This is a genomic window from Nakamurella sp. PAMC28650, assembly GCF_014303395.1.
Taxonomy (GTDB): Bacteria; Actinomycetota; Actinomycetes; order Mycobacteriales; family Nakamurellaceae; genus Nakamurella.
In genome coordinates this window covers 2,619,365-2,640,664 of sequence record NZ_CP060298.1, presented here as the reverse complement: position 1 = coordinate 2,640,664, position 21,300 = coordinate 2,619,365, and the positions used below count along the sequence as shown (strand labels likewise).

Below are 21,300 nucleotides of genomic sequence, written 5' to 3'. Positions count from 1 at the left end.
TGCCGGTCCGGTACCTCGCGTTCCTGCTGAACCTGGCCCGCGGCGACCTCGGCGTCTCCTACCGCACGCACCGTCCGGTCACCTCCGACCTGGCCGACTTCCTGCCTGCCACTGCCGAACTCGTCGCCGTCGCCTTCGTCATCGCCGTCCTGCTGGCCGTCGTCTTCGCCCTCTCGGGCGGACTGCGCTGGCCGGGCACCGGAATGTTCCGCGGGGTGATGCTGCTGGCCGCGACTGCGCCGCCATTCCTGCTGGCCCTGGGCGGCATCGTGCTGTTCTACTCCCAGCTCGGCTGGTTGCCCGCCTCCGGCCAGGGCGCCGACTCCAGCTCGCCGACCGGGATCCTGTTGCTGGACAGCCTGCTGCACGGCGACTTCGCCCAGTTCGGCTCTGCGTTCTCGCACCTGGTCATGCCGGCGCTGGTGCTGGCCATCGCCCCGTCGGTGGCCATCGGTCGGGTCCTGCGGTCCAGCCTGCAGGCCACCCTGACCGCCGATCACGTGCGGACCGCACGTGCCAAGGGACTCCGCGAGATCTCGGTGCTGCGCAAGCATGTCGCCCGCAACGCGATCGGTCCGGGTCTCTCGATGGGCGGTCTGCAACTCGGCTTCATGTTCGCCGGAACCGTCGTGGTGGAGCAGATCTTCAGCTGGCCCGGGATCGGCAACTACCTCGCCGCCAGCATCCCCGTGTCGGACTTCCCGGCGATCGCCGCCGTCACCCTGGTGCTCGGCGCGTTCTACATCCTCGTCAACGCCGTCGTCGACATCCTGCAGGCACTGGCCGACCCGCGGCTCAATGCCTGAAATCCGTTCCGCCTCCGACAGTTCCACCCTCACCCCCAGGAGCCCGCAGATGAGCAACACCAGATCATCCAGTACCCGCAGATTCCGAAGGGCGGCCGTCCTCGCGGCCGTCCCGTTGCTCGTGCTGGCCGGGTGTTCGTCCAAGTCCTCGACGTCCACCTCGTCAGCGGCCATCGCGGCCCCCACCGACGGGTCGCTGACGATCGGCCTGCTCGGCGACATCGGCCAACCGCCGGACCCCGACATCTACTACGCCAACAACGGTCTGGCGATCGTCCTGAACGCCTACGAGGGGCTCGTGCAGTACCAGAACAATCTCGACACGGTGAAGATCGCACCACGTCTCGCGACCTCCTGGACGGTCAGCAAGGACAACACCGTCTATACCTTCAAGCTGCGCAGCGGGGTCACCTTCCACGACGGCACCCCGTTGACCTCCGCCGCCGTCAAGGTGGCCTTCGACCGTCGGATCGCTGTGAAAGGCGGTGCGGCGTACATGGTGCAGGGCGTGAAGTCGGTGGCCACCCCGGATGCGCTGACCGCCGTCGTGACCCTCAAGGAGGGCAACGCCGCGTTCCTGGACTACCTGGCCTCGCCGTTCGGGCCGAAGATGGAGTCCCCGACCGGGTTGACCAAGAACGCGGGCACCGACCAGGCCCAGACCTACCTGATGACGCACGATCTCGGCACCGGTCCCTACGAACTGACCGCGGCGCAGACCGGCACCAAGTACGGCATGACGCAGTACGCCGGCTACTGGGGCACCAAGTCGCCCTTCAAGACGATCAACCTGCCGGTCTACAACGACGCGTCCTCGATCCAGCTGGCCTTCGACAAGGGCGACGTGTCCGCCATCGTCGCCGCATTGCCGTCCTCCAGCCTGCCGAAGTACAACACCAGCTCGTCCTACGCCAGCTACCTGCTCCCGACCCTTCAGTCGGCGTTGTTCACGCTGAACCCGAGCAAGTCGTTCTTCACCGGCAAGCCGGCCAGGACCGCCTTCATGCAGTTCATCGATCAGCAGAAGCTGGTGACGCAGGTGCTGGGGGCCCGTTCGGAGGTCGCCACCACCCTCTACGCCAAGGGCATGATCCCCGGCGGCGCCGACAAGCAGAACATCAAGTACGACCCGTCGGTGTTCACCGCCTACGCCAAGACCCTCCCGTCCGGGACGCCGATGGTGATCGGGTACGCCTCGGACAACACCAACGCGCAGCAGATGGCGGCGATCGTCGCCGCACAGGCGCAGGCCGCCGGCGTCAAGGCCACCGCGCAGGGCTTCCCGACCTCCCAGGTGTTCGGCTGGGCCAATGATCCGACCAAGGGACCCGACGCGTTCATCGACGGCAACAACGGTCCGGACGGCGGCAACCCCTACATGTGGGGTCACGTGTTCTGGGACAAGACCGGCGGGATCAACTACTTCCTGTGTGACGCCCCGGCCGTCGACGCCGACCTGAACGCGGCCGTGAAGTCCGGCGACACCGCGCTTTTCGTCAAGGCGGGCGAGCAGTACTCGGCCACCGGTTGCTACCTGAACCTGTCGTACAACAAGGACTGGGTCGTCGCGCAGAAATGGCTGGCCGGGGTGGCCGAGGCCCACAACATCGGCGCCAACGAACTCGACTTCAGCCTGCTGTCGGTCACGAAGTAGCGCCCGCGAAGATGAGCCGCTCCCCCGAGAATGCGCGGCCCACCGGCAGTCCACCGCTGATCGAGAAGGTCTCGCTGTCCTCCCAGATCTACCTGTCCATCCGGGAGGGGATCATCCTGGGCCGGTATCCGCAGGGCAGCCGGTTGACCGAGCAGCGTCTGGCCCAGGAGTTCGAGGTGTCACGCATCCCGCTCCGGGAGGCGGTCCCGCTGCTGGAGATGCACGGGTTCGTGCGGACCTTTCCCCGCCGCGGCGCCGTCGTCGCCACCTGGGATGCCAAGGCGGTCAACGATCTCTTCGATCTGCGGCTGTGTCTGGAGGTCGGCGCGACCCGGTACGCGGCCCGTCAGGTGGCGGCGGGCGCGCCCACCCACCGGTTGGAGCAGGTGCTGGCCGAGACCCGACGGGTGGTCCACGAACGTGACCCGTACGGGATCGCGGCGGCCAGCGCCGAATTCCACGAGGCGGTCGTCGACCAGGCCGACAACGCACTGATGACCACCCTGATGCAGTCCATCCTCGGACGGATGGTCTGGCTGTTCTACCTGACCTCGCAGCTCGACGTGGACGACGCCTTCTCCGACCACGTCGAGCTGTGCGAGGCGATCATCTCCGGCAACGAGCGCGTCGCCGAAGCGCTGGCCTACGCCCACATCGAACGGGACCGGGAACCGTCCTTCGCCGCCCTGAGCACCCTGCACGCGCTGGCCGAGGACGCGCCGCCGGACTGATCCACCCCCAAGCCCCCCCCGCGCTGATCAACTTCGCCCGCGCTGATCAACTTCGCCCGCGCTGATCAACTTCGCCCGCGCTGATCAACTTGGCCGAAATGGGACCCGTGGGACAGGAGTCAACGAGTTCGTCAGCGCGGACGGGTGGTCAGGCTGGGTCCACCTGGTCAACGGCCACGTCCGCGTCCGGAGCGGCGGCCACCCGTTGGGCCATCGAGTAGGCGATGTTCTCGCGTGCCGCTGCGGGGGCCACCCCGGAGGCCACCGAATGACGGAGCGCCGCCGACGAAGAACCGTATGCCGCCATGGCGGCTCGGACGTTGCCGGTACCGGTGCCGTAGGTCAGGGACCGGCCGGCCGGGATACCCATGCTGCCGCCGACCTCGATGGCGTCCTGATTGGCCCCCATGTAGGAGAACGTCCAGTCGTACTTCTTCTCCTGCTCCTCGATGAGCGCCTTGATCGCGGGACGGGTCCATTCCTGCGAGGCATTCTCCATCCCGTCCGTCATGATACCGAAGATGACCGAACCCGGACGCCGCTTTTCCGGAAGCGCGGCGAGGTATTCACCGGTCGATCGGACGAGAGCGGCGATCGAGTCGTTGAGCGCGGTCGACCCCCGCGGCTGCAGATCCAGTTTCGGCACGCTCTGCAGATCCCGGCCGGCGTAGACCTCTTCGTACTGATCGTCGAACTGGGCGAGAGTCACGGTGCAGCGGCCACTCTGCGTCTTCTGCGACTCGATGTAGGCGTCGAAACCACCCTCGGTATCGGACTTGATGCTCATCATCGAACCGGACCGATCGAGCAGAAATGCGATGTGGGTGTAGTTGACGTCCGTCATGTCGTCCTCCTGCGTGGGGTGAAGGTGAATTTCTTCTGATCGGCCCTGGCCACCGCCAGCGCCTCCGCGGTGACCTTGCCTCCCTCGGCGTAGGGGGCCAACGCCGCCGACCTGGCCAACCGCGGCGGAACGCTGTTCGGTGCCACCTGCGCCGAGGCTGCGATCGTCCGCATCGACGCACCGCCCAGCGCTGCCCTGGCCATGGTTTCGTCCAGGGCAGCGGCCAGGTGCTCCTGCGCTCGGCTCAGTAGTTCGGTCAGCTCGACCTCCGACACGGGCATCGGCGGCGAAAGCAAAGCTCTTGCTGCGTCGATGTTCTCGATTAGGGGGTCGCTCATCAGGTCACTCTACATGCAAACTCTGCACATGCGCAACTATTGCACAGCTCGTTCCGCCTGGCCGCGCTGATCAACTTCGCCAGCGCTGATCAACTTGCTCCGAATGTGACTGGTGGGACAGGAGTCAACGAGTTCATCAGCGCGGACCAGGATTACCCGGGAAGGCTACTTCAGCTTCGGGATCATCTTCCGGTAGAGGGCCACGACAAATCCTTGGGTGAATGAGTTCTCGTTCGACTGCAGCATGACGTCGCCGACCCGGACGACGGTCAGTCCGCCCCCGCTGTACGCCTCGTCGCCGAGGCCCGGGACCTTCTTCCCGTCCGCGTATCCGGCGATGTTGGCCGCCGGCACGACGTCGATCTCCACCGTGCCGCCACCCCCACCGCTGCCGATGCTGAACGTGCAGCCCGACGTCGGGGGACCTACGTTCGCGGTGGTCACCACCTTCGTCGCCGTCAGGGTGTACTTGGTGGCTGCCGTCTGGGCGCTGTCCAGCTTCCGCTCCCTGGCGACCGCCGCGGCGTCGGCTTCGCTGAGCAGGGCACAGACATCGATGGACCCAGCCCGGCTCGAACCAGCGGTCGCCATCGAGGGGGCGTTCACCTGCGATGGGCTGACCTGTGACTGGCCTTGGCCGGCCGGTGGTTGAGCCGTCCCGCCCGAGGCCCCGCCGCAGGCCACCACCATCGGCACGAGCGTGGTGATGCACATCCAGGCCAGACGACGTGAGGTCATGACGGAAACCCTAGGCCCGAATCACCTTCTCCGGGCGGATGTCGCCACCTCCATACCGGCACGCAGCGCGAGCCCGACCATTGGATGACGACGCCAACCCCCCGCGTCAACCCCCCGCGTCAACCCCCCGCGTCAACCCCCCGCGACCGAGGGCAGGATCTGCACCTCCGCCCCGGCGCGCAGCGGCGTAGCGAGAACACCCGTCAACCGGCAGTCCTCACCGTCGACGTAGACGTTCACGTACCGGCGGATCACCGACTGCTCGGACCGGATCCGGCGGTGCAGCCGCGGCTGGCAGGCCGCAAGTTCATCCAGCAGCGCACCGAGCGTCGGCCCCGACCGCAGGGCGAGCGTCGACGATCCACCGCATTCGGCGCGCAGGACACCCGGCACCAGCACCGTGACCGAAACGGTCGAGCAGCCGTCGTCTCCCATGCCTCACACCTGGAAGGCCCGCACGCAGAGCACGTCCGGCAGGTGCTCGGCGATCAACGACCACGAGTCGCCCTCGTCGGCACTGCCGAACACCTCACCGGACCTGGTCCCGAAATACACGCCCGTGACGGCCGCGTCGTCGGTGCACATCGCGTCCCGCAGCACCACCGGATAGAAGTCGTCGGTCGGCAGTCCATTGTCCAGAGCTTTCCAGGTGGCTCCCGCGTCGGTGGAACGATAGACGCGGCAACGGAAGTCGGGTGGATAGCGCCGGCCATCCGCCTCGATCGGAAAGGTGTAGAGGACACCCGGTTTCGACGGATGCGCCACCATGGTGAAGCCGAAGTCGGTGGGTAGACCATCGGCGATGCTGCCCCAGCTGTCGCCGCCGTCATCGGATCGATAGACGCCGTGGTGGTTCTGCGCGTAGAGCCGCTCGGGGTCGCCGGCGTCACGGGCGACCTTGTGCACACATTGGCCGAACTCCGGCCATGGATCGGGGAAGAAGTAGGCCTTGATGCCTTTGTTGGCCGGGTTCCAGCTCACCCCCGCGTCCTCGGACCGGTAGACACCGCCGGTGGACATCGCCACCAGCAGTCGGTCCGGGTCACTGGGATGCGGCAGGACGGTGTGGATGGCCTGTCCGCCGAACCCGGCCCCCCACTGCGGGCGGTGCGGGTGGTTCCACAGACCGGGCATCATGTCGTACGTCTGACCGCCGTCGGTGGACTTGAACAGCGCAGAGGGCTGAGTGCCGGCGTAGACCACACCGGCCGCCGTCGGACTGGCCGCGAACTGCCAGACCCGCTCCAGCGCAACGCCTGCCGCGTCCGGAAAGGCCAACGGTGGCTCGTCCGGTTCGCTCCAGGTCGCGCCGAGGTCGTCGCTGACCGCCACACTCGGACCGAAGTGCGAGCTGGTCACGCCGGCCAGCAATCGGTTGGTGCTGGAACGCTTGTCGACCCCGACCGCGTAGACGTTGGTCATCTGGAACTGCGGCACGCCGATCTCCCAGCTCCTGCGGTCGTCGTCGCTCCGCGCCGTGAACAAACCCTTCTCGGTTCCGATGCACAAGACGTGTGCCATACGCTCAACCCTCCACGAGTTTTCCGGCAGTGGATTGCTCAGTATGGTCCGCCGCCCGCCGGCGCGCAGGGTGAGACGTCGCTACCGAAGATTCCGGGCCGTCAACACCTTCTTCCAGGCGCCCTCGTAGCCCATCGGCCGGAAACCGACCGCCTCGTTGACGTCCAGCATCGGCCGGTTCTCCTCCGCGTTGAAGGTGGCGATCGCAGGGTGCCCAGGAAGATCACGCTGCAGCTGGAGGAGGTTGCCGATCTTCATCGAGGTGCCGAGCCGGTGTCCGCGATGTGCGGGCATCACCAGGGTGTCCTCCTGCGAGACCACGCGCGTGGTCTCCGCCGGTACCGAGAACATCGTCAGGCCGCAGAGTCTGCCCGTGGGCAGGTTCTCGACGACGGTGAACAGGCTGGTCCGCCCGTTGACGGCCTCCAACTCCTCCGTCTGGGTGATCCGCTCCGGTGTCCACACACTTTCCGGTTCCTCCAGCCCGGCCGACGGCTCCTCCGTGCTCATCGCGGTGTAGAGCACCGCCATGTCCGCGAGCCACCGCGCAGGGATCCGCCCGGACCAACTGTGCAGCCGGTAGTCCGGCCCGGCGGCGGTGGCGGAGGCCGCGAGCAGCCCCACCAGGTCGGCTTCGTCGACCGGCAGCGCCAGACGGCTGCCGCGTTCGACCTGCTCGAGGCGGTAGCCGCGGCCGAGCAGGAAACGCACCTCGGGGTTCTGCTGCGGCACCGACCCGAAGCCGGTCGGCGAGTGCAGCTGCGGGCCCGCCCCCGGGGCCGACACCGCGTAGACGATCAGCTTCGTCCGTCCGTCCTCCCGGGCGGCGGCCTCGACACATTCGGCCAGCGCCGTGCCGACGCCGAGCCGCCGGCACTCCGGCAGCACCCGGACGTCCAGCCAGCACGTCTCCGGCTCTTCCAGCAGTGCGTCGATCGAACCGCGACCCACGATCCGGCCGCCCATCCAGGCGACGAACATCCAGTGCCTCTTGTGGCTGTCCAGCCACCGCGGCAGCATCTCGGCGGGCGAAAAATTGAGCTCGTCGGTGCCGTAGCTGTGCGTCTCGACCGCGTTCCGCACCTCGATCGCCGCGATGAAGTCCGCAGCATCCGCAGAGTCGATCGACGCGGGAATCCGCACCGGCGAGATGGTGAAGGCCACCGTCGTCATGCTCGCTCCTCCGCGTCGAATCGTCCGGGCCGGCCGCTGTCTGCGAGATGACGATCCTCCGGCCCGCCCTCCGGCGCACCTCATTTATGGCGTCCACGGCGCACCCGGGGGAATGAATCCGGCCGCCGGCTCTGTTGTTGGTCGTGGGAGCCGGCCGAGTTCGCTGCGGCCGGCCACGAGAGAAAGAAGACCCCCTGATGTCCGACAAGCCAGTTCTCCAGCCCGGACCGGACCACCCGATCAGCGTCCTGGCCAACCCGAACCGGGTGATCGTCTCCGTCGCCGGCCGCGTGGTCGCGAACAGCAACAAGGCGCTCGTCCTGCAGGAGGCCGCCTACCCGGCCGTTCAGTACATCCCGATGGCCGACGTCGACCAGACGGTGTTGCAGCGCACCGACCACTCCACCCATTGCCCGTACAAGGGTGACGCCAGCTACTACAGCATCACCGTCGGTGGCGACCGTTCGGTAGATGCAATCTGGACCTACGAGTCGCCGAACGAGGCGGTCGCCGGGATCAAGGACCACGTCGCTTTCTACCCCGACCGGGTGGACGCGATCGCCGAGCAGATCGCCGGCTGATCCGACCGTCCATTCCCAGCATCTGATGACGAAAGAGGCAGCAGCATGAAGGTTCTGCTCACCGGCGGTACCGGCTACATCGGTTCGGCCATTGTGAAGTCGCTCTTGGCCGAGGGACACGAAGTGACTGCGGTCGTCCGTAGTCGGTCCTCCGCCGACAAGGTCACGAAGAACGGTGCGATCGCCGTGATCGGCGAGATCACCGACACCGCCTGGATCACCGCCCAGCTGGAGGCCGTCGACGGAGCGATCCACACGGCCTCCCCCGGTGACCAGACGAGCGTCGCGTTCGAGACATCCATGTGCAAGGCGGTGGTAGCGGCCTTCGGAGGATCGGACAAGCCGTACATCCACACCTCCGGTGCCTGGGTCTACGGCAGCGGCGGCGACCTGACGGAGGCCACACCATTCGACGCACCCGCTCTGGTGGCCTGGCGCGCCGAGGTCGAGAACATCGTGATGCACTCGGATGTGCACGCCGGAATCGTCGCGCCGGGCATCGTCTACGGCCACGGCGCAGGCTTGATCAACGTCCTGGCGTCCGGGCCGAAGGACGATCAGGGGGCGCTGCATCTGATCGGCGACGGCACCCAGCACTGGATCACCGTGCACGTCGACGATCTCGCCGACCTGTACCTCCGGGCACTCGAACAAAGGGCCACGGGCTACTACATCGGCGCCGGCGGCCAGAGCCCGACGGTCCGGGAATTGGGCGAGGCCATTGCGGGCCCGGCCGGCGTGCACCCCGAGACGGCTGACGAGACGCGCTCGCGACTCGGCGCCGGACTGGCCGATGCACTGCTGCAAAGTCAGCAGGCCACCGGGGCGAAGGCCAGAGCGGACCTCGGCTGGGAGCCTGCTGCGCCCTCGCTCCTGGACGAACTGCGAGCCGGCCACAAGAGCTGAGACGGCTACCCGGCACGCGGTGTGTCGACGACGAATCGGGCGGGGACCCATCCCGGACGTATCAGACGGACAATGCCGGTGCGATCGTCCGTCGGCCGTCACCGATCAATAGCCGACGATTTTTCGGCCGGATCAAGCGGCGCCGTCGGCAGCTCTTTTGTGCAGCGCTGACAATGCAGCGCTGACAATGTTGTGGAGCGATGTCAATCCGCTGTCCAGCGGCCCCGTCGCTCGCGTCACCCGTGTGCGGCATCGTCGGACGTCCCCCTCCCGCGGCCCGGCGCTTCGACCCGCTCGGCCTATGGTGCAAACCTCACCGGAGGTTTACGGTCTGCTTACTCAGCGCGCCCGGGCGTCAACGTCCGCGGGTGCTACTCGAGACAGAGGAGCCCTGTGAACACTCGGCGCGGTCCCAAATTTCTGGCCGTCATCGGCACCGTGATCCTGATCTCGGGGCTCGCCACGAGTCAGGCCACCGCAGCGGCGCCGGGGGCGAGTCGTTACACCGCAACCGCTCTCACACCCACGTCGACGATTGTCTCGGAGAAGTCCGCAAGCGGGCAGATCGCAAGGAGCGACCCCGCTCTGCTGGCCCGCACCGATACCACGCCCGTCAACGTGATGGTCAAGCTCGACTACGACGCGGCCGCTTCGTATCAAGGCGGCGTCGCCGGTCTCGCAGCCACCAGCCCGCAGGTGACCGGCAAACGGCTGAACAAATCCGATCCCGCCGTCACCAGCTACCTCCGGCACGCCGACGCCGAGTCGGCCAACGCATCGAAGCGGATCCGGGCCGCCGTGCCCGCGGCCAAGGTGTTGAGTTCGTTCACTCTCGCCTACGGAGGCCTGTCGGTCCGACTTCCGGCGAACCAGGCCAAGGCGTTGCTCGAGATCCCGGGAGTCTCCGCCGTCCAACAGGACTCGCTGCAGCACCCGACCGCCGACGCCGAGGAATCCGTATCGCTCGCCGTCCCGGCCAGCACGTCCACGTCGTCGGCACGGACTGCGTCCATCTCCAGCGACACCACGAAGTTCATCGGGGCCAACAAGGTCTGGCCGAGCCTCGGTGGCCCGGTGAAAGCCGGTCAGGGAGTGATCGTCGGCGTCCTGGACACCGGGATCTGGCCAGAGCACCCCTCCCTCAAGGATCTCGGTCTGGCCAAGCCCGGCCCGGCCGCCAAGACCTGGGGCTGCGATTTCGGCACCGGCACCGACGCAGCACTGGGAGCGAGCTTCACCTGCAACCACAAGCTCATCGGGGCCTACGCCTTCCTGGACACGAACCTCTCCGCCGGTGCCCCGAAGGCCGGCGAGTACTGCGATGTCACCCTCATCAGCACCGCACACCCGTTCGGCACCTGCTCCGCGCGTGACTCCGACGGACACGGCACCCACACCTCCACCACCGCCGCCGGCGACCCGGTGAAGAGCGTGCCGCTGCTGGGCGTCGACCGGGGGCCGATCAGCGGGATCGCTCCCGGCGCTTCGGTGATCATGTACCGCGTCTGCCTGGAATCGGGCTGCTTCGGTTCGGACTCCGTCCGGGCCATCCAGCAGGCCATTCTCGACGGGGTCAACGTCATCAATTTCTCGATCTCCGGTGGGGCCAGCGCCTACACCGATCCGGTCGAGCTCGCCTTCCTGGATGCCTACGCGGCAGGCATCAGCGTCTCCGCCTCGGCGGGCAACTCCGGGCCAGGTACAGGGACGGCCGAGCACGCCGGGCCGTGGGTCACCACGGTCGCGGCCTCGACCTCGGACCGCGCCTTCGAATCGAGCATGACGCTCACCTCCACCGATGGGGCCACGTTCAGCAAGGTCGGGTCGACGATCACCGCCGGCGTGACCGGAACACCGGTCGTACTACCGACTTCGGTCGTCGGTTACACCGGCAGCGACTTCTGCCTGCAGCCGTTCGCCGCCGGGTCGCTCGTCGGCAAGGTGGTCGTCTGCGAGCGCGGCGGCGGGGGTGGTGGACGGGTCGAGAAGGGCTACTTCGCCAGCCTCGGCGGCGCCGCCGGGATGATCCTCTACAACCCGACCGTCTCGGACACCGAGACCGACAACCACTTCCTGCCGGCCATTCATCTCGATGGCCCGAACGACGCGCTCGTCGCCTTCCTGGCGGCCCATCCCGGGATCACGGCCACCTGGGCGCGTGGCGAGAAGGCCACCGTTCGCGGCGACGTGATGGCGGGTTTCAGCTCCCGTGGTCCGGTCGGCGACTTCCTCAAGCCCGATGTCACCGCGCCGGGCGTTCAGGTGCTGGCCGGCAATACGCCGACCCCGATCGGGATCCCGGCCGGACCGCCCGGTGAACTCTTCCAGGCCATCGCCGGCACATCGATGTCGAGCCCGCACAGCGCGGGGATCTCGGCCCTGGTGAAGGCCGCCCACCCGACATGGACGCCGGGGCAGATCAAGTCGGCCCTGATGACCTCATCGGTGCAGGACGTCGTCGAGAGCAACGGGACGCCGGCCAACGCCTGGGACGAGGGAGCCGGGTCGCTCCGCGCCAACCGCGCCGTCGGGCCCACGGTCACCTTCGACGTACCGGCGTCGGCCTACGTGGCCAGTGCCTCGGATCTGCTGAACCGGGTGGACCTGAACCTACCCAGCATCAACGCCAACCCGCTGACCGGAGCACTGAAGACCTTCCGGACCGCACAGAACGTGTCCGGCCGGACGCAGACCTTCGACGTCGGGAGCACCACGGCCGACGGACTGGAGATCACGGTGTCGCCCAGTACTTTCACGCTGGCGCCCAACGCCAAGCAGAAGCTGAAGATCATCATCGACGGCACCGCGACCTCGGACGGATTCCACTTCGCCTCGCTGACCGTCAGGCCACGTGATTCCGCGTCGATCGACGCGGTGCTGCCGGTCGTGGTGAATCGCCAGCCGGGCCTGGTGCCGCTGACCCAGAGCTGTGACCCGATCTCCCTGCTGCGCAATGGGATTGCCGGGTGCACGGTGACGGCGACGAACACTGCACCGGTTCCCGCAGTGGCGACGATCAAGGTCACCGCGCCAGGAAAGCTGACGGTCAGCGGCGTTTCGGCTCCGGCCCACCGGACCAGCACCGGTGCGGCCTGGTCTGGAACGCTGTCCCCGACCCTGGCGCCGACGGTGACGTCGATCGTGGCCGGCACCAACCCGGTCGGCGGCTATCTGGCCCTGAGCACCTTCGGGATCGCCCCGGTCGCCGGGGTCGGTGACGAAACGATGACCAATTTCACCGTTCCGTCGTTCCAGTACGGCGGCGAGACCTACACGGGCGTCGGGGTGGACGCCAACGGCTATGTGGTGGTCGGCGGTGGCACCTCGCAGGACAACGAATGCTGCCTCGTGCAGACGTTCCCGAATCCGATTCGGCCCAACAACGTCATCGCCCCGTTCTGGACCGACCTCAACCCGGCGGCGGGCGGGGCGGTCAGGGTGGGCACGCTGACGGACGGCGTGAACCATTGGCTGGTCGTCGACTTCGCCGGCGTCCCGGCGTTCGGCAGCTCGGTGTTGAACACCTTCGAGGTCTGGATCCAGCTGGGGGCCGTCGAAGGCCAGTGGCTGAGCTACGGGACCCTGGGCGGCGCGAACGGACAGCCCCTGTCGGTCGGGGCCGAGAACCGTGACGGCTCGAGCGGTGCCAACGTCACCGGCGCCGCCTCCGGTGGCGGGTACGTCATCACCCTCGCGCCGCCGACCCCGGGGGGAACTGTCTCGTTCACCTACAAGGCCTCGAGCAAACAGGCCGGCAAGTACGACCTGCTCGCCTCGTTGACCACTCCGATCGTGAAGGGTACGACGACAGCGAGGACCACCCTGACCGTGTCCAAGTAGCTTTCACGCCGGGAGTCGACCTCTCAGGTCGCTCATGTGAACGGCATGACACAGGTGTGAAGCTGCTGGGCAGCCATTGCTAGCATCTGTCGATGAACTCCAGAACGGCAGGCCAGGAGGTAGAGACCGCCTCCAGCGGCGGTGGCGTCAAGTCCGCCGACCGGCTGATGACGCTCCTGGAACATCTTGCCCAGACCGGTGAAGCCACCTTCAGCGCCATCAGCGCCGCGCTGACGATGCCGAATTCCTCGGCCTACCAACTCCTGCGTACCGCTCATCGCCGAGGCTTCGTCGACTTCGACGAGAACACCCGCACCTACCGACTGGGCCTGCGCCTGTGGGAGGTGGCACAGTCGTTCTCGGGCAACCTCGACCTCCCCGGCACCGCACAACCCTTGATGACCGATCTGTCCGACGAGACGGGCGAAACCGTGCAACTGGCGCGACTCGACGGGCTGGAGAACGTGTACCTGGCGATCGCCGAATCGAAACAGCCGATGAAACTGGTGTCCACGGTAGGGGCACGGCTGCCCGCACACACCACCGGTGTCGGCAAGGTGCTCCTGTCCGGGCTCACCGATGAACAGCTGCGGACCAGGTTGGAGGGCGTCACCCTGCAACGGTTCACCCGGAACACCCTCCACTCGCTTCCCGACCTGATGACGGAGATCCAACGCATTCGCAAGCAGGGATACGGCGAGGACAACGAGGAGTACGTCGTCGGCTGCCGTTGCGTCGCAATGGCCGTCCGCGGGGGCAACGGGATTCCGGTGGCGGCGATGTCCGTGTCGATCCCCACGCCCCGCTTCAACCGGACCATCGCCCGCGACGTCCGGCTGGCGTTGACAAGAACGGTGGCCGAGGTCGAACGACGACTGGGTGGTCGCCCGGCGATCTGAGGTCGCCGGCACGTTCGGCAACGGACGACCGCGTCATTCGACGAAGAAGACCTGACGACGCATCTGCACCATGCCCTGGTCGGCCGAGACCTTTTCCGCGGAGAGCGGTCTCATGCCGGCCTCCCACCGCTCGCCCAGCTCGTCGGGATGCGCGTTCATCGCGTCGAGGGCCTCGAGGTCATCGTGTTCGAAATAACCGAACACCTCGTCGCCGTCGAGGAAGATGGAGTAGTTGCGGATGCCCTGGGCCTTGATCTGCGCGATCAACTCGGGCCACGGCTCGGCGTGCGCCCTGACGTACTCCTGCACCCCGGCCGGGTCCAGCTTCTTGCGCCACATCGCTCTGGCCATCACAGACGCACCGTCATCTGGTCCGCGACATCTTCGTCGAGCGTGTACCCGAGGCCCGGTGCGGTCGGTGCCGCAATGGTGCCGTCGTCGAGCACCGGATTCCCCGAGAACAGCTGCCAGAACATCGAATTCGAGTCCTCCGGGAGCACGTTCGGGAAGTACTCGGCGAACGGGCAGTTCCACTGCGAGAAGACGAAATGCAGATTGTGCAGCTCGTTCGAGTGCGGGATCATCGGAATGTCCCGCGCGGCCCCGAGGGCGAACACCTTCCGTGCCTCGGTGATACCCCCCAACCGGTTGACGTCGGGCTGCAGGATGTCGGCGGCGCCCAGTGCGATGGCCTCGGCGAATTCCCACCGTGTGTAGTAGTGCTCGCCGTGCGAGATCGGTGTCTCCGATCCTCGCCGCAGTTCGACGTAGCCCCGCATGTCATGCGGCATCAACGGCTCTTCGATCCACTTGAGGTTGTACGGGCGCAACATGCGTTCCATCCGGACCGCGTAGTCCAGGTCCCACCCCATGTAGGCATCCGCCGCGAGTTCGACGTCGTCTCCGATGGTCTCGCGGACCGTGCGGATCAGATCGACGTTGCGGCGCATCCCGGCGACGCCGTCCTTCGGTCCGAAACCGAAGCGCTGCTTCATCATGCGATATCCCTGGGCGAGGTAGCCCCTGGCTTCGGCAGCCAGTTCGTCCAAGTCCTTCAGCGCGTACAGACGGCTGGCGTAAGCGGTCGCCTCGGTGCGGACGAGCCCACCCAGCAGGTCGTAGACCGGGACGCCCAACGATTTCCCGATGATGTCGTACAGCGCGATGTCGACCCCGCTGATCGCCGACACGGGTGCGCCCCGCCGTCCGTAGCGACTGGACGACCGGTACATCTTGGCCCAGAGGTATTCGGTGCGAAACGGATCCTCGCCCATGACGAGTTCACGGAACTGATGCGCGATGATCGGTGCGATGCCGGCATTTCCCGCGCCACAGGTGCCGACCCCGGTGATGCCGACGTTGGTGTCGATCTCGACCAGCACCATGTTCACCGGGCCCCAGTAGTTGCGCTCCGCGACGTCGGGGAACTGGGTCGTCGGCGTGCACAGCCAGGGCACGTCGGGTGCCCGGACCTCGGTGGACGGCCGGGGCGCCAGCGAACGGACCCTGACGTCGGTGATTCGCAGATCAGACACCTGTCACTCCTTCGATATGGTAGATGCGGGACGCGTTGCCGCGGAATACGTTCGAGCGTTCCTGCGGCCAGCAACCGGCGAGGACGTCCAGGTGGTGGGCCACCAGCGCGCGATAGCTGATGGTGGCTCTGTCGATGGGGAAGTTGCTCGCGAACAATGTCCGGTCGGGGCCGAAGCAGTCGAGCAGCGTGCGGAGGTAGTCGCTCATCCTGCGGTCGTCCCAGGTCGGGTCGACCGTGTCGAATCCGGAAGTCTTCACGGCGACGTTCGGCAACTTGCCCAGCGCATGCAGATCCACCGACCAACGGCGCAGATCAGCCTGTTGCCAGGGAATGTGCAGCCCTCCGTGGTTCAAGATGAACGTCAACGCCGGGAAGTGCCTGGCCAGTGCGGCAGCGGCCGGGAGCTGGCAGGGCAGCACCTGCAGGTCGAACGACAGACCTCGACCGGACAGAGTGGCAAGACCGCTCCTCCATCGATCGTCCAGAAGCAGCGGGCTGGCGCGCTTCACGCCGCCGTGCCAATCCAGCATCTGCCGCACCCCGACCACGCCCGAGGACTGCTGCAGTTCATCGAGCCTGGCCTGCAGGCCGGGCTTCTCGAGCTGTACCGCGGCCACCAGCACGACGCGGTGCCGGGCGATTCCCGATTCGAGCTGCCAGTGGCGGGTCTCCTGCACCGCCAGCTCCGGTGCCCGGCCGGCCTCGACGTGGACCGAACCGACCAGATCGACGTCAGCCGTCCCGGCATCCGCGGCGAGGTCGGCCAGACCGTAAGGGTCCATCAGTGCGGCGCCGGGCAGATCCGTTGCATAGCAGTGATGGTGGGCATCGACCACGGCAAGAGCCGGGACCGTCATGCGGAACGCGGCGGCCGGAACGCCTGCACCGGCTTGCCGGCCACCGCAGACTCGCTGGCGGCAGCCAGGAGAGCTACCACGTCAGCGCCGATCTCGCCCGGCGCCGCCAGCGTGCAGGCGCGGTCCGGATCGATGGCCGCCGCCACCAGTGCGATGGACGTCGCCTTCTCCGGATTGGCCTGCGCCTCGGTCAGCGTCGGCTCGGCCGTCAGCGGCTGCCCACCCCTTGCGATCTCGAGACTGCCGTGCACCGTGTCCAGACACGCATGGCCCTCGGAGGCAAAGAACCGATATTCCTCGATTCTCGACGAATGCGACTGCACACTGCCGGTGGTCGCGATGGTGGCGACCGAACCGTCGCTCATCTCGATCGCCAGCGAGTCGGCGAGGTCCACCCGGAGGCCGGCGAAGTTCGAATAGGCGCTCACCGACACGGCATGCAGCCCGGTAGCCGACAACAACACCGCTACCGCATGGGTCATCTGGTTGTTCATCTGACCGCCGCCCCGCAGCGGATCGGAGTACGTCGAAGGCGCTGAGGCGAACAGCCCGCCGTGCTCCAGTTGGCTACTCACGTCCCCCGCCAGCAATCGGTGGATGCCGGTGGCGAACAGTCCCTGGCTCAACACCGGGACCCCCAGCTCACCGGCATGCAGCACCTGCCGCAGCCTCGCGACGTGAGGCGAGTGGAGAAAGGGATAGCCGACGTGCAGCCGCGCACCGGTGCGCCTGGCCCTGGCGACGAGGTCCCAGGCCTGACCGGGATCGAGGGTCATCGGCTTTTCGACCAGCACGTCGATGCCGGCATCGAGCAACGCGGCGGCCGGCTCCCAGTGCGCATCGTGCGGGGTCGCGACGATCGCACAGTCGACACCGGCATCGATGACGGCACCGACATCGGTGACGGCCAGGGGAACGTCGAAGATGCGTGCGGCCTCGTCGACCCTGTTCCGGTCACGGTCGCACAACGCCACGACCACAGCGTCCGGATTTTCCCTGAGCGCGACCAGGTGCAGCCGGCAGGCCCACCAGCCGACGCCGACGACCGCCACCCTGGCAATTTTCGAGACGGTCATGACACTGCCTGGGCCAGCAGCGCAAAGGTATCCAGATCAACCAGCAGGTCGTCGATCTCCTGCTGAAGCCCGCTGTCGATGAACCGGTGTGGTGATCGGAGCGTCGTCGAGGTGAGGACGCCACGACGCCGGAGCAGATATTTCTGGATGAACAGGAACGATTCCATGTCCCTCGAGCCCAGAATCGTGAAGGGGGCAACACGCCACAGCAGCCTGGTGGCCTCCGCACGCCGGCCGGCCACGAAGGCCTCCTGCACGCCGCGGAAGATCTCCGGGAAGGCCGGACCCGGCATGGTTCCGGCGGATCCCCGGCTGAGCTCCTGGACGAAGCCCGCCCCGCCCAGTCCCCCCATCAGGGTGATCCCATCCGCCCCGGCCAGCTCGCGGATCTCCGTCATCTTCGGCGCCGGAGCGGGCGGCTCGATCTTCAGTGCCACCACGGTCGGTGCCCGCCGTGCGATGGAGACCAGGGTGGCCGAGCTGAGTTCCACCCCGGTGTTCTGCGGCGCATCCTGGATCACCAACGGGGCGCCGGTTTCTCGTGCCACGGTGACGAACGCGGCGGCGATCTCCGACTGCGGTACTCCGGCCAGACCCGACGGCCGCACCATCACCGCGTCCGCCCCGGAGTCCATCGCCCGCCGGACGGCCGCGATTCCACCGCGCGTGCTGGGCAGATCTGCATTGCCCAGCACCTTGAGGCGGCCGCCGGCCAGTTCGACCGTCGTGGACACCAGCTCGGCCACCTCCATGGCGTCGAGCTTGTTGACCTCGCTCCCGTAGCCGATACCGACCCAGCCGACACCGGCATCGACCAGAAAGTCCAGTTCTGCCCTCAGGTCTGACACGTCGATGGCGCCGTCGGGGGCGAACGGGGTCACCAGGATCGGCACCACCCCGGCCAAACGGGCGTCGGAGGCGGTCACCGGAGCACTCCCGGCACGGGGCCGGTGTCCACGTTGGGGTAGACCAGGATCTTGCTCGCCCGGCTCTCGCCTCTGGCGAGTGCCGTGAAACTTGTTGCGGCAGAGTCCATCGACACGTGCTGATCGATGAGATGGGCCAACACCGGCGGCGAGGTGCCCACCCAGGCGGCGGTCTGCCGGAATTCTTCGGGGTCGTAGCAGAAGCTCCCGACCACTGATCTTTCCTTGACCGAGATCTCGTAGGACGCCAGGTCGAGCCGGACCGATCCCATGCCCACCAACACGATCACCGCACCGAGAGGCGCGCAGGCGAAGGCGGTCTCCATGGTGCCGCCGAGACCGACGGCGTCCACGACGATGGTCGGCCGGCCTCCGAGGGCCGCAGCCACCCGAGAAGGCAGTTCTGACGCGTCGGCCCCGCCCGGATCGACGGTGGCCGCTCCCAGGAGTCCGATCAGATCGCGACGGTGCTCGTCGGGCTCGGAGACCACTACCGCCGCAGCGCCCAGCCGTTGAGCGGCCAGTACGCAGGCCTGCCCGATGGGCCCACCCCCGACGACCAACACCCGATCCGACTCCGAACAGCCACCGCGGCGCAGAGCGTGGTAGCCGACCGCCAGAGGTTCGACGAGCGCGCCGTAGGCGACCGGCATCGAGGCCGGCAGCACGACCACGTTCGCGGCCGGAACGGCCATCTGCTGGGCGAAGGCCGAACTGTAGGACGCCGCGACACCGATCACCACCTTGTCCGGGCAGTTCTGATCCTGCCCGGACCGGCAGTTGTCGCAGACCCCGCAGCCGATCACCGGGTTGACGGTCACCAGGTCACCGATCGATAGTCCGAACGCGCCGGTGTCGGCCCCGACCCCCGCGATCCGGCCGACCGTCTCGTGGCCCATCACCTGGCCGGGCACCCGTCGTCCGTTCTCACCCGTGAATCCGTGGATGTCGGATCCACAGATGCCGGTCGCAAGGACGTCGATGAGCACGTCCCCGGAGCCCATCACCGGGTCGGGGACGACCTCGACCGCGAGATCCCACCATTTCTTCAGTACCAACGCCTGCACAGGAATTCCCATCATGTTGATTTGCGGGCCGTCGAGAATGCTCCGGAGAAATTCACCCGGTGATGTCACTCGTAGCGATCTCCGCCCCGGAGCCGGTCACCGTAGACGGTGAGCAGGAGCAGGATGCCGATGACGACGTTGAGGTAGTAGGGATTGATGGCTTTGACGTCGAAGATGTTCTGCACCCCGGCCACCACGAGGAGGCCGAACAGACCTCCGATCGGTGCCCCGATACCACCTCGCATGATGGAGTAGCCACCGATCATCAGCGCGGCGTAGACCTGGAATTCCAGGCCGGTCCCCAGCACGTTGGAAGCACCCCCGAGCTGCCCGGCGTAGAGGATGCCACCCAGTCCGGCCCCGAAGGCGCTGAGGATCAGCGCGAAGAAGCGGATCCGGGACGCACCGATGCCGGCACGGCCCGCAGCTCTGGCATCCCCGCCGGAGGCTCTGATGTGGCGTCCCACCCTGGTGTAACCGACCAGGATCGACGCGGCCGCGACCAGGACGAGGCCGAGGAGGAACAGCAGAGGCAGCGGCCCGTAGGCCTTGGAGGTGAACTCGAGCAATCCCAGTACCAGAGCCGTGGACAGGCCCGTCGGACCGACGATGACCTGACACAACCCACGTAATGCGGTCAGCATGCCCAGGGTGGCTGCGACCGGTTCAGCACCGAATCCGACGATCGCCACCCCGTTGACACTCCCCGCGATCACCGCGCACAGCAACGTGATCGCCGCGGCGGTCCAGGGCGAATATCCCTTGTTCACGAACTGGACGAACAACGCGGCCGCAAAGCCGACCATCGATCCCACGGAGAGGTCGACCACGCCGGCCAGGAGCGAGATGGAGGAGAAGGTCGCGATGATCAGCGGAATGGCAAGGAAGGTACCGACGTTGGCCAGGTTGTCGCTGGAGGTGAAACCTTTACCCTCCCAAACCAATCCGATCACCACGACGATGACGAGAGCGATACCGATCGTTCCCGTCGGCGTGTTCACCGTCTCCAGCACACGGCGGCCGCCGGACTTCTTTCGGTCGATGTCGAAGTCCTGCAGTGCCGTCGACCTGGTGGGCCGCAGTGGAGTATTCGTCGCCATCACTTTGCCTTCTTCTGTGACCGACCGTCGATGGAGACCGCGACGATCAGGATCAGGCCCTGGAACACGATCTGCCAGTTCGAGCTGAGACCGAAGAACACCAGGGCCGTCGGAACGGTCGAGAGCAGGCCGACGCTGAGCAGGAGGGTCAGGAGGGATCCCCGACCGCCCGAGAGCGAGATCCCGGCCACGATGACGGCCGCGATCACCGGGAGCAGGAAGGTCGAACTGTCCGTCGGAACGAACTGGGGCGTCGAAGCGGCGAACAGCACCGCGGCGATGCCGCCGCAGGCCCCGGAGAAGGTGAACACCGCCAACCGGGTCCGCCTCAGGCAGATTCCCCTGGCCTTGGCGGCGACGGGATTCCCGCCGACGGCAATCGTTCGGCGACCGATCCTCGTTCGGGGCAACAAGACTCCGACCACCACGATCAGGATCAGCATCGGCCACCAGATGTTGGGCAGACCGAACAGATAGTCCTGGCCCCACCTGCGCAGTCCGGAAGCCGTGGGGACCGCGGCCTGTTTCTGCAGCACGTACAGCACACCGACGCCGACGAAGTTGGATCCCAGCGTGACGATGATGGGATTGATCTTGGCCGCCACGATGATCAATCCGTTGATCAGTCCCCAGGCGGCGCCCGCCAGGACGCCGATCGTCACCGCCCACCCGCTCGACACTCCGTCGTCGAGCAGGTCGGCGACCG

Annotated in this window: 21 protein-coding genes; 7 read left to right on the top strand and 14 right to left on the bottom strand. The window is 67.1% G+C overall.

The genetic code is table 11. The annotated features are described in order from the left end of the window. The first annotated feature begins 203 nt into the window (after positions 1-203). Genes H7F38_RS12020 through H7F38_RS12010 form a run of 3 tightly spaced genes read left to right on the top strand, consistent with a single transcriptional unit; the run spans position 204 to position 3,191 of the window. On the top strand, positions 204-806 hold the full coding sequence (locus H7F38_RS12020; protein ID WP_370531315.1) for an ABC transporter permease: 603 nt from the start codon (positions 204-206) through the stop codon (positions 804-806). A 49-nt stretch (positions 807-855) separates the two neighbouring features. Further along, entirely contained in the window at positions 856-2,460 is a 1,605-nt protein-coding gene (locus H7F38_RS12015; RefSeq protein WP_187094263.1) for an ABC transporter substrate-binding protein, read from the top strand. Between the two features lie 11 nt (positions 2,461-2,471). Beyond that, positions 2,472-3,191, top strand: a complete 720-nt coding sequence (locus H7F38_RS12010; RefSeq protein ID WP_187094262.1) for a GntR family transcriptional regulator — start codon at positions 2,472-2,474, stop codon at positions 3,189-3,191. A gap of 148 nt (positions 3,192-3,339) precedes the next feature. Here the strand turns inward: H7F38_RS12010 and H7F38_RS12005 are convergent, their stop codons facing one another. The 6 genes from H7F38_RS12005 to H7F38_RS11980 all read right to left on the bottom strand — a co-directional run bounded on the left by H7F38_RS12005 (position 3,340) and on the right by H7F38_RS11980 (position 7,805). Then, positions 3,340-4,035: a vWA domain-containing protein gene (locus H7F38_RS12005; protein ID WP_187094261.1), complete on the bottom strand. Its 696-nt coding sequence runs from the start codon at positions 4,033-4,035 to the stop codon at positions 3,340-3,342. Continuing rightward, on the bottom strand, positions 4,032-4,373 hold the full coding sequence (locus H7F38_RS12000; protein WP_187094260.1) for a hypothetical protein: 342 nt from the start codon (positions 4,371-4,373) through the stop codon (positions 4,032-4,034). The genes H7F38_RS12005 and H7F38_RS12000 overlap by 4 nt, the downstream gene beginning before the upstream one ends. 165 nt (positions 4,374-4,538) lie before the next feature. After that, complete coding sequence (locus H7F38_RS11995) at positions 4,539-5,111, bottom strand: hypothetical protein (RefSeq protein ID WP_187094259.1); 573 nt, start codon at positions 5,109-5,111, stop codon at positions 4,539-4,541. A 132-nt stretch (positions 5,112-5,243) separates the two neighbouring features. After that, entirely contained in the window at positions 5,244-5,546 is a 303-nt protein-coding gene (locus H7F38_RS11990; RefSeq protein WP_187094258.1) for a MoaD/ThiS family protein, read from the bottom strand. 3 nt (positions 5,547-5,549) lie between these two features. Beyond that, entirely contained in the window at positions 5,550-6,632 is a 1,083-nt protein-coding gene (locus H7F38_RS11985) for a sialidase family protein (protein ID WP_187094257.1), read from the bottom strand. 81 nt (positions 6,633-6,713) lie between these two features. Beyond that, a complete protein-coding gene (locus H7F38_RS11980; RefSeq protein ID WP_187094256.1) occupies positions 6,714-7,805 on the bottom strand; it encodes a GNAT family N-acetyltransferase in 1,092 nt (363 codons plus the stop codon). A 197-nt stretch (positions 7,806-8,002) separates the two neighbouring features. Here H7F38_RS11980 and H7F38_RS11975 point away from each other — a divergent pair, with 197 nt between their 5' ends. The 4 genes from H7F38_RS11975 to H7F38_RS11960 all read left to right on the top strand — a co-directional run bounded on the left by H7F38_RS11975 (position 8,003) and on the right by H7F38_RS11960 (position 14,031). Beyond that, positions 8,003-8,386 carry a DUF427 domain-containing protein gene (locus tag H7F38_RS11975; RefSeq protein WP_187094255.1) on the top strand — a complete coding sequence of 128 codons (384 nt, stop codon included), beginning with the start codon at positions 8,003-8,005 and terminating at the stop codon, positions 8,384-8,386. A gap of 45 nt (positions 8,387-8,431) precedes the next feature. Beyond that, positions 8,432-9,292, top strand: coding sequence for an NAD-dependent epimerase/dehydratase family protein (locus tag H7F38_RS11970; protein WP_187094254.1), 861 nt, complete (start codon positions 8,432-8,434; stop codon positions 9,290-9,292). A gap of 393 nt (positions 9,293-9,685) precedes the next feature. Beyond that, positions 9,686-13,132: a S8 family serine peptidase gene (locus H7F38_RS11965; RefSeq protein WP_187094253.1), complete on the top strand. Its 3,447-nt coding sequence runs from the start codon at positions 9,686-9,688 to the stop codon at positions 13,130-13,132. A 92-nt stretch (positions 13,133-13,224) separates the two neighbouring features. Then, positions 13,225-14,031 (top strand): IclR family transcriptional regulator, encoded by an 807-nt coding sequence (locus H7F38_RS11960; RefSeq protein WP_187094252.1) that lies wholly within the window; start codon positions 13,225-13,227, stop codon positions 14,029-14,031. Positions 14,032-14,064: 33 nt separating this feature from the next. Here H7F38_RS11960 and H7F38_RS11955 read toward each other — a convergent pair whose 3' ends face one another. Genes H7F38_RS11955 through H7F38_RS11920 form a run of 8 tightly spaced genes read right to left on the bottom strand, consistent with a single transcriptional unit; the run spans position 14,065 to position 21,289 of the window. Further along, positions 14,065-14,382 carry an L-rhamnose mutarotase gene (locus tag H7F38_RS11955; RefSeq protein ID WP_187094251.1) on the bottom strand — a complete coding sequence of 106 codons (318 nt, stop codon included), beginning with the start codon at positions 14,380-14,382 and terminating at the stop codon, positions 14,065-14,067. Continuing rightward, positions 14,382-15,566 carry an enolase C-terminal domain-like protein gene (locus H7F38_RS11950; RefSeq protein WP_187094250.1) on the bottom strand — a complete coding sequence of 395 codons (1,185 nt, stop codon included), beginning with the start codon at positions 15,564-15,566 and terminating at the stop codon, positions 14,382-14,384. The genes H7F38_RS11955 and H7F38_RS11950 overlap by 1 nt, the downstream gene beginning before the upstream one ends. Beyond that, positions 15,559-16,425 carry an amidohydrolase gene (locus tag H7F38_RS11945; RefSeq protein ID WP_187094249.1) on the bottom strand — a complete coding sequence of 289 codons (867 nt, stop codon included), beginning with the start codon at positions 16,423-16,425 and terminating at the stop codon, positions 15,559-15,561. The genes H7F38_RS11950 and H7F38_RS11945 overlap by 8 nt, the downstream gene beginning before the upstream one ends. Next, the gene (locus H7F38_RS11940) at positions 16,422-17,501 is read right to left on the bottom strand and encodes a Gfo/Idh/MocA family protein (RefSeq protein ID WP_187094248.1); all 1,080 of its coding nucleotides are present in this window, start codon (positions 17,499-17,501) and stop codon (positions 16,422-16,424) included. The genes H7F38_RS11945 and H7F38_RS11940 overlap by 4 nt, the downstream gene beginning before the upstream one ends. Then, complete coding sequence (locus tag H7F38_RS11935) at positions 17,498-18,427, bottom strand: dihydrodipicolinate synthase family protein (RefSeq protein WP_187094247.1); 930 nt, start codon at positions 18,425-18,427, stop codon at positions 17,498-17,500. Before H7F38_RS11935 ends, H7F38_RS11940 begins: the two co-directional genes overlap by 4 nt. Beyond that, positions 18,424-19,563, bottom strand: coding sequence for a zinc-binding dehydrogenase (locus tag H7F38_RS11930; protein ID WP_222618609.1), 1,140 nt, complete (start codon positions 19,561-19,563; stop codon positions 18,424-18,426). The genes H7F38_RS11935 and H7F38_RS11930 overlap by 4 nt, the downstream gene beginning before the upstream one ends. Then, positions 19,560-20,594 (bottom strand): ABC transporter permease, encoded by a 1,035-nt coding sequence (locus H7F38_RS11925; protein ID WP_187094246.1) that lies wholly within the window; start codon positions 20,592-20,594, stop codon positions 19,560-19,562. The genes H7F38_RS11930 and H7F38_RS11925 overlap by 4 nt, the downstream gene beginning before the upstream one ends. Next, the gene (locus tag H7F38_RS11920) at positions 20,594-21,289 is read right to left on the bottom strand and encodes an ABC transporter permease (RefSeq protein ID WP_255498417.1); all 696 of its coding nucleotides are present in this window, start codon (positions 21,287-21,289) and stop codon (positions 20,594-20,596) included. Before H7F38_RS11920 ends, H7F38_RS11925 begins: the two co-directional genes overlap by 1 nt. Between the last annotated feature and the right edge of the window lie 11 nt (positions 21,290-21,300).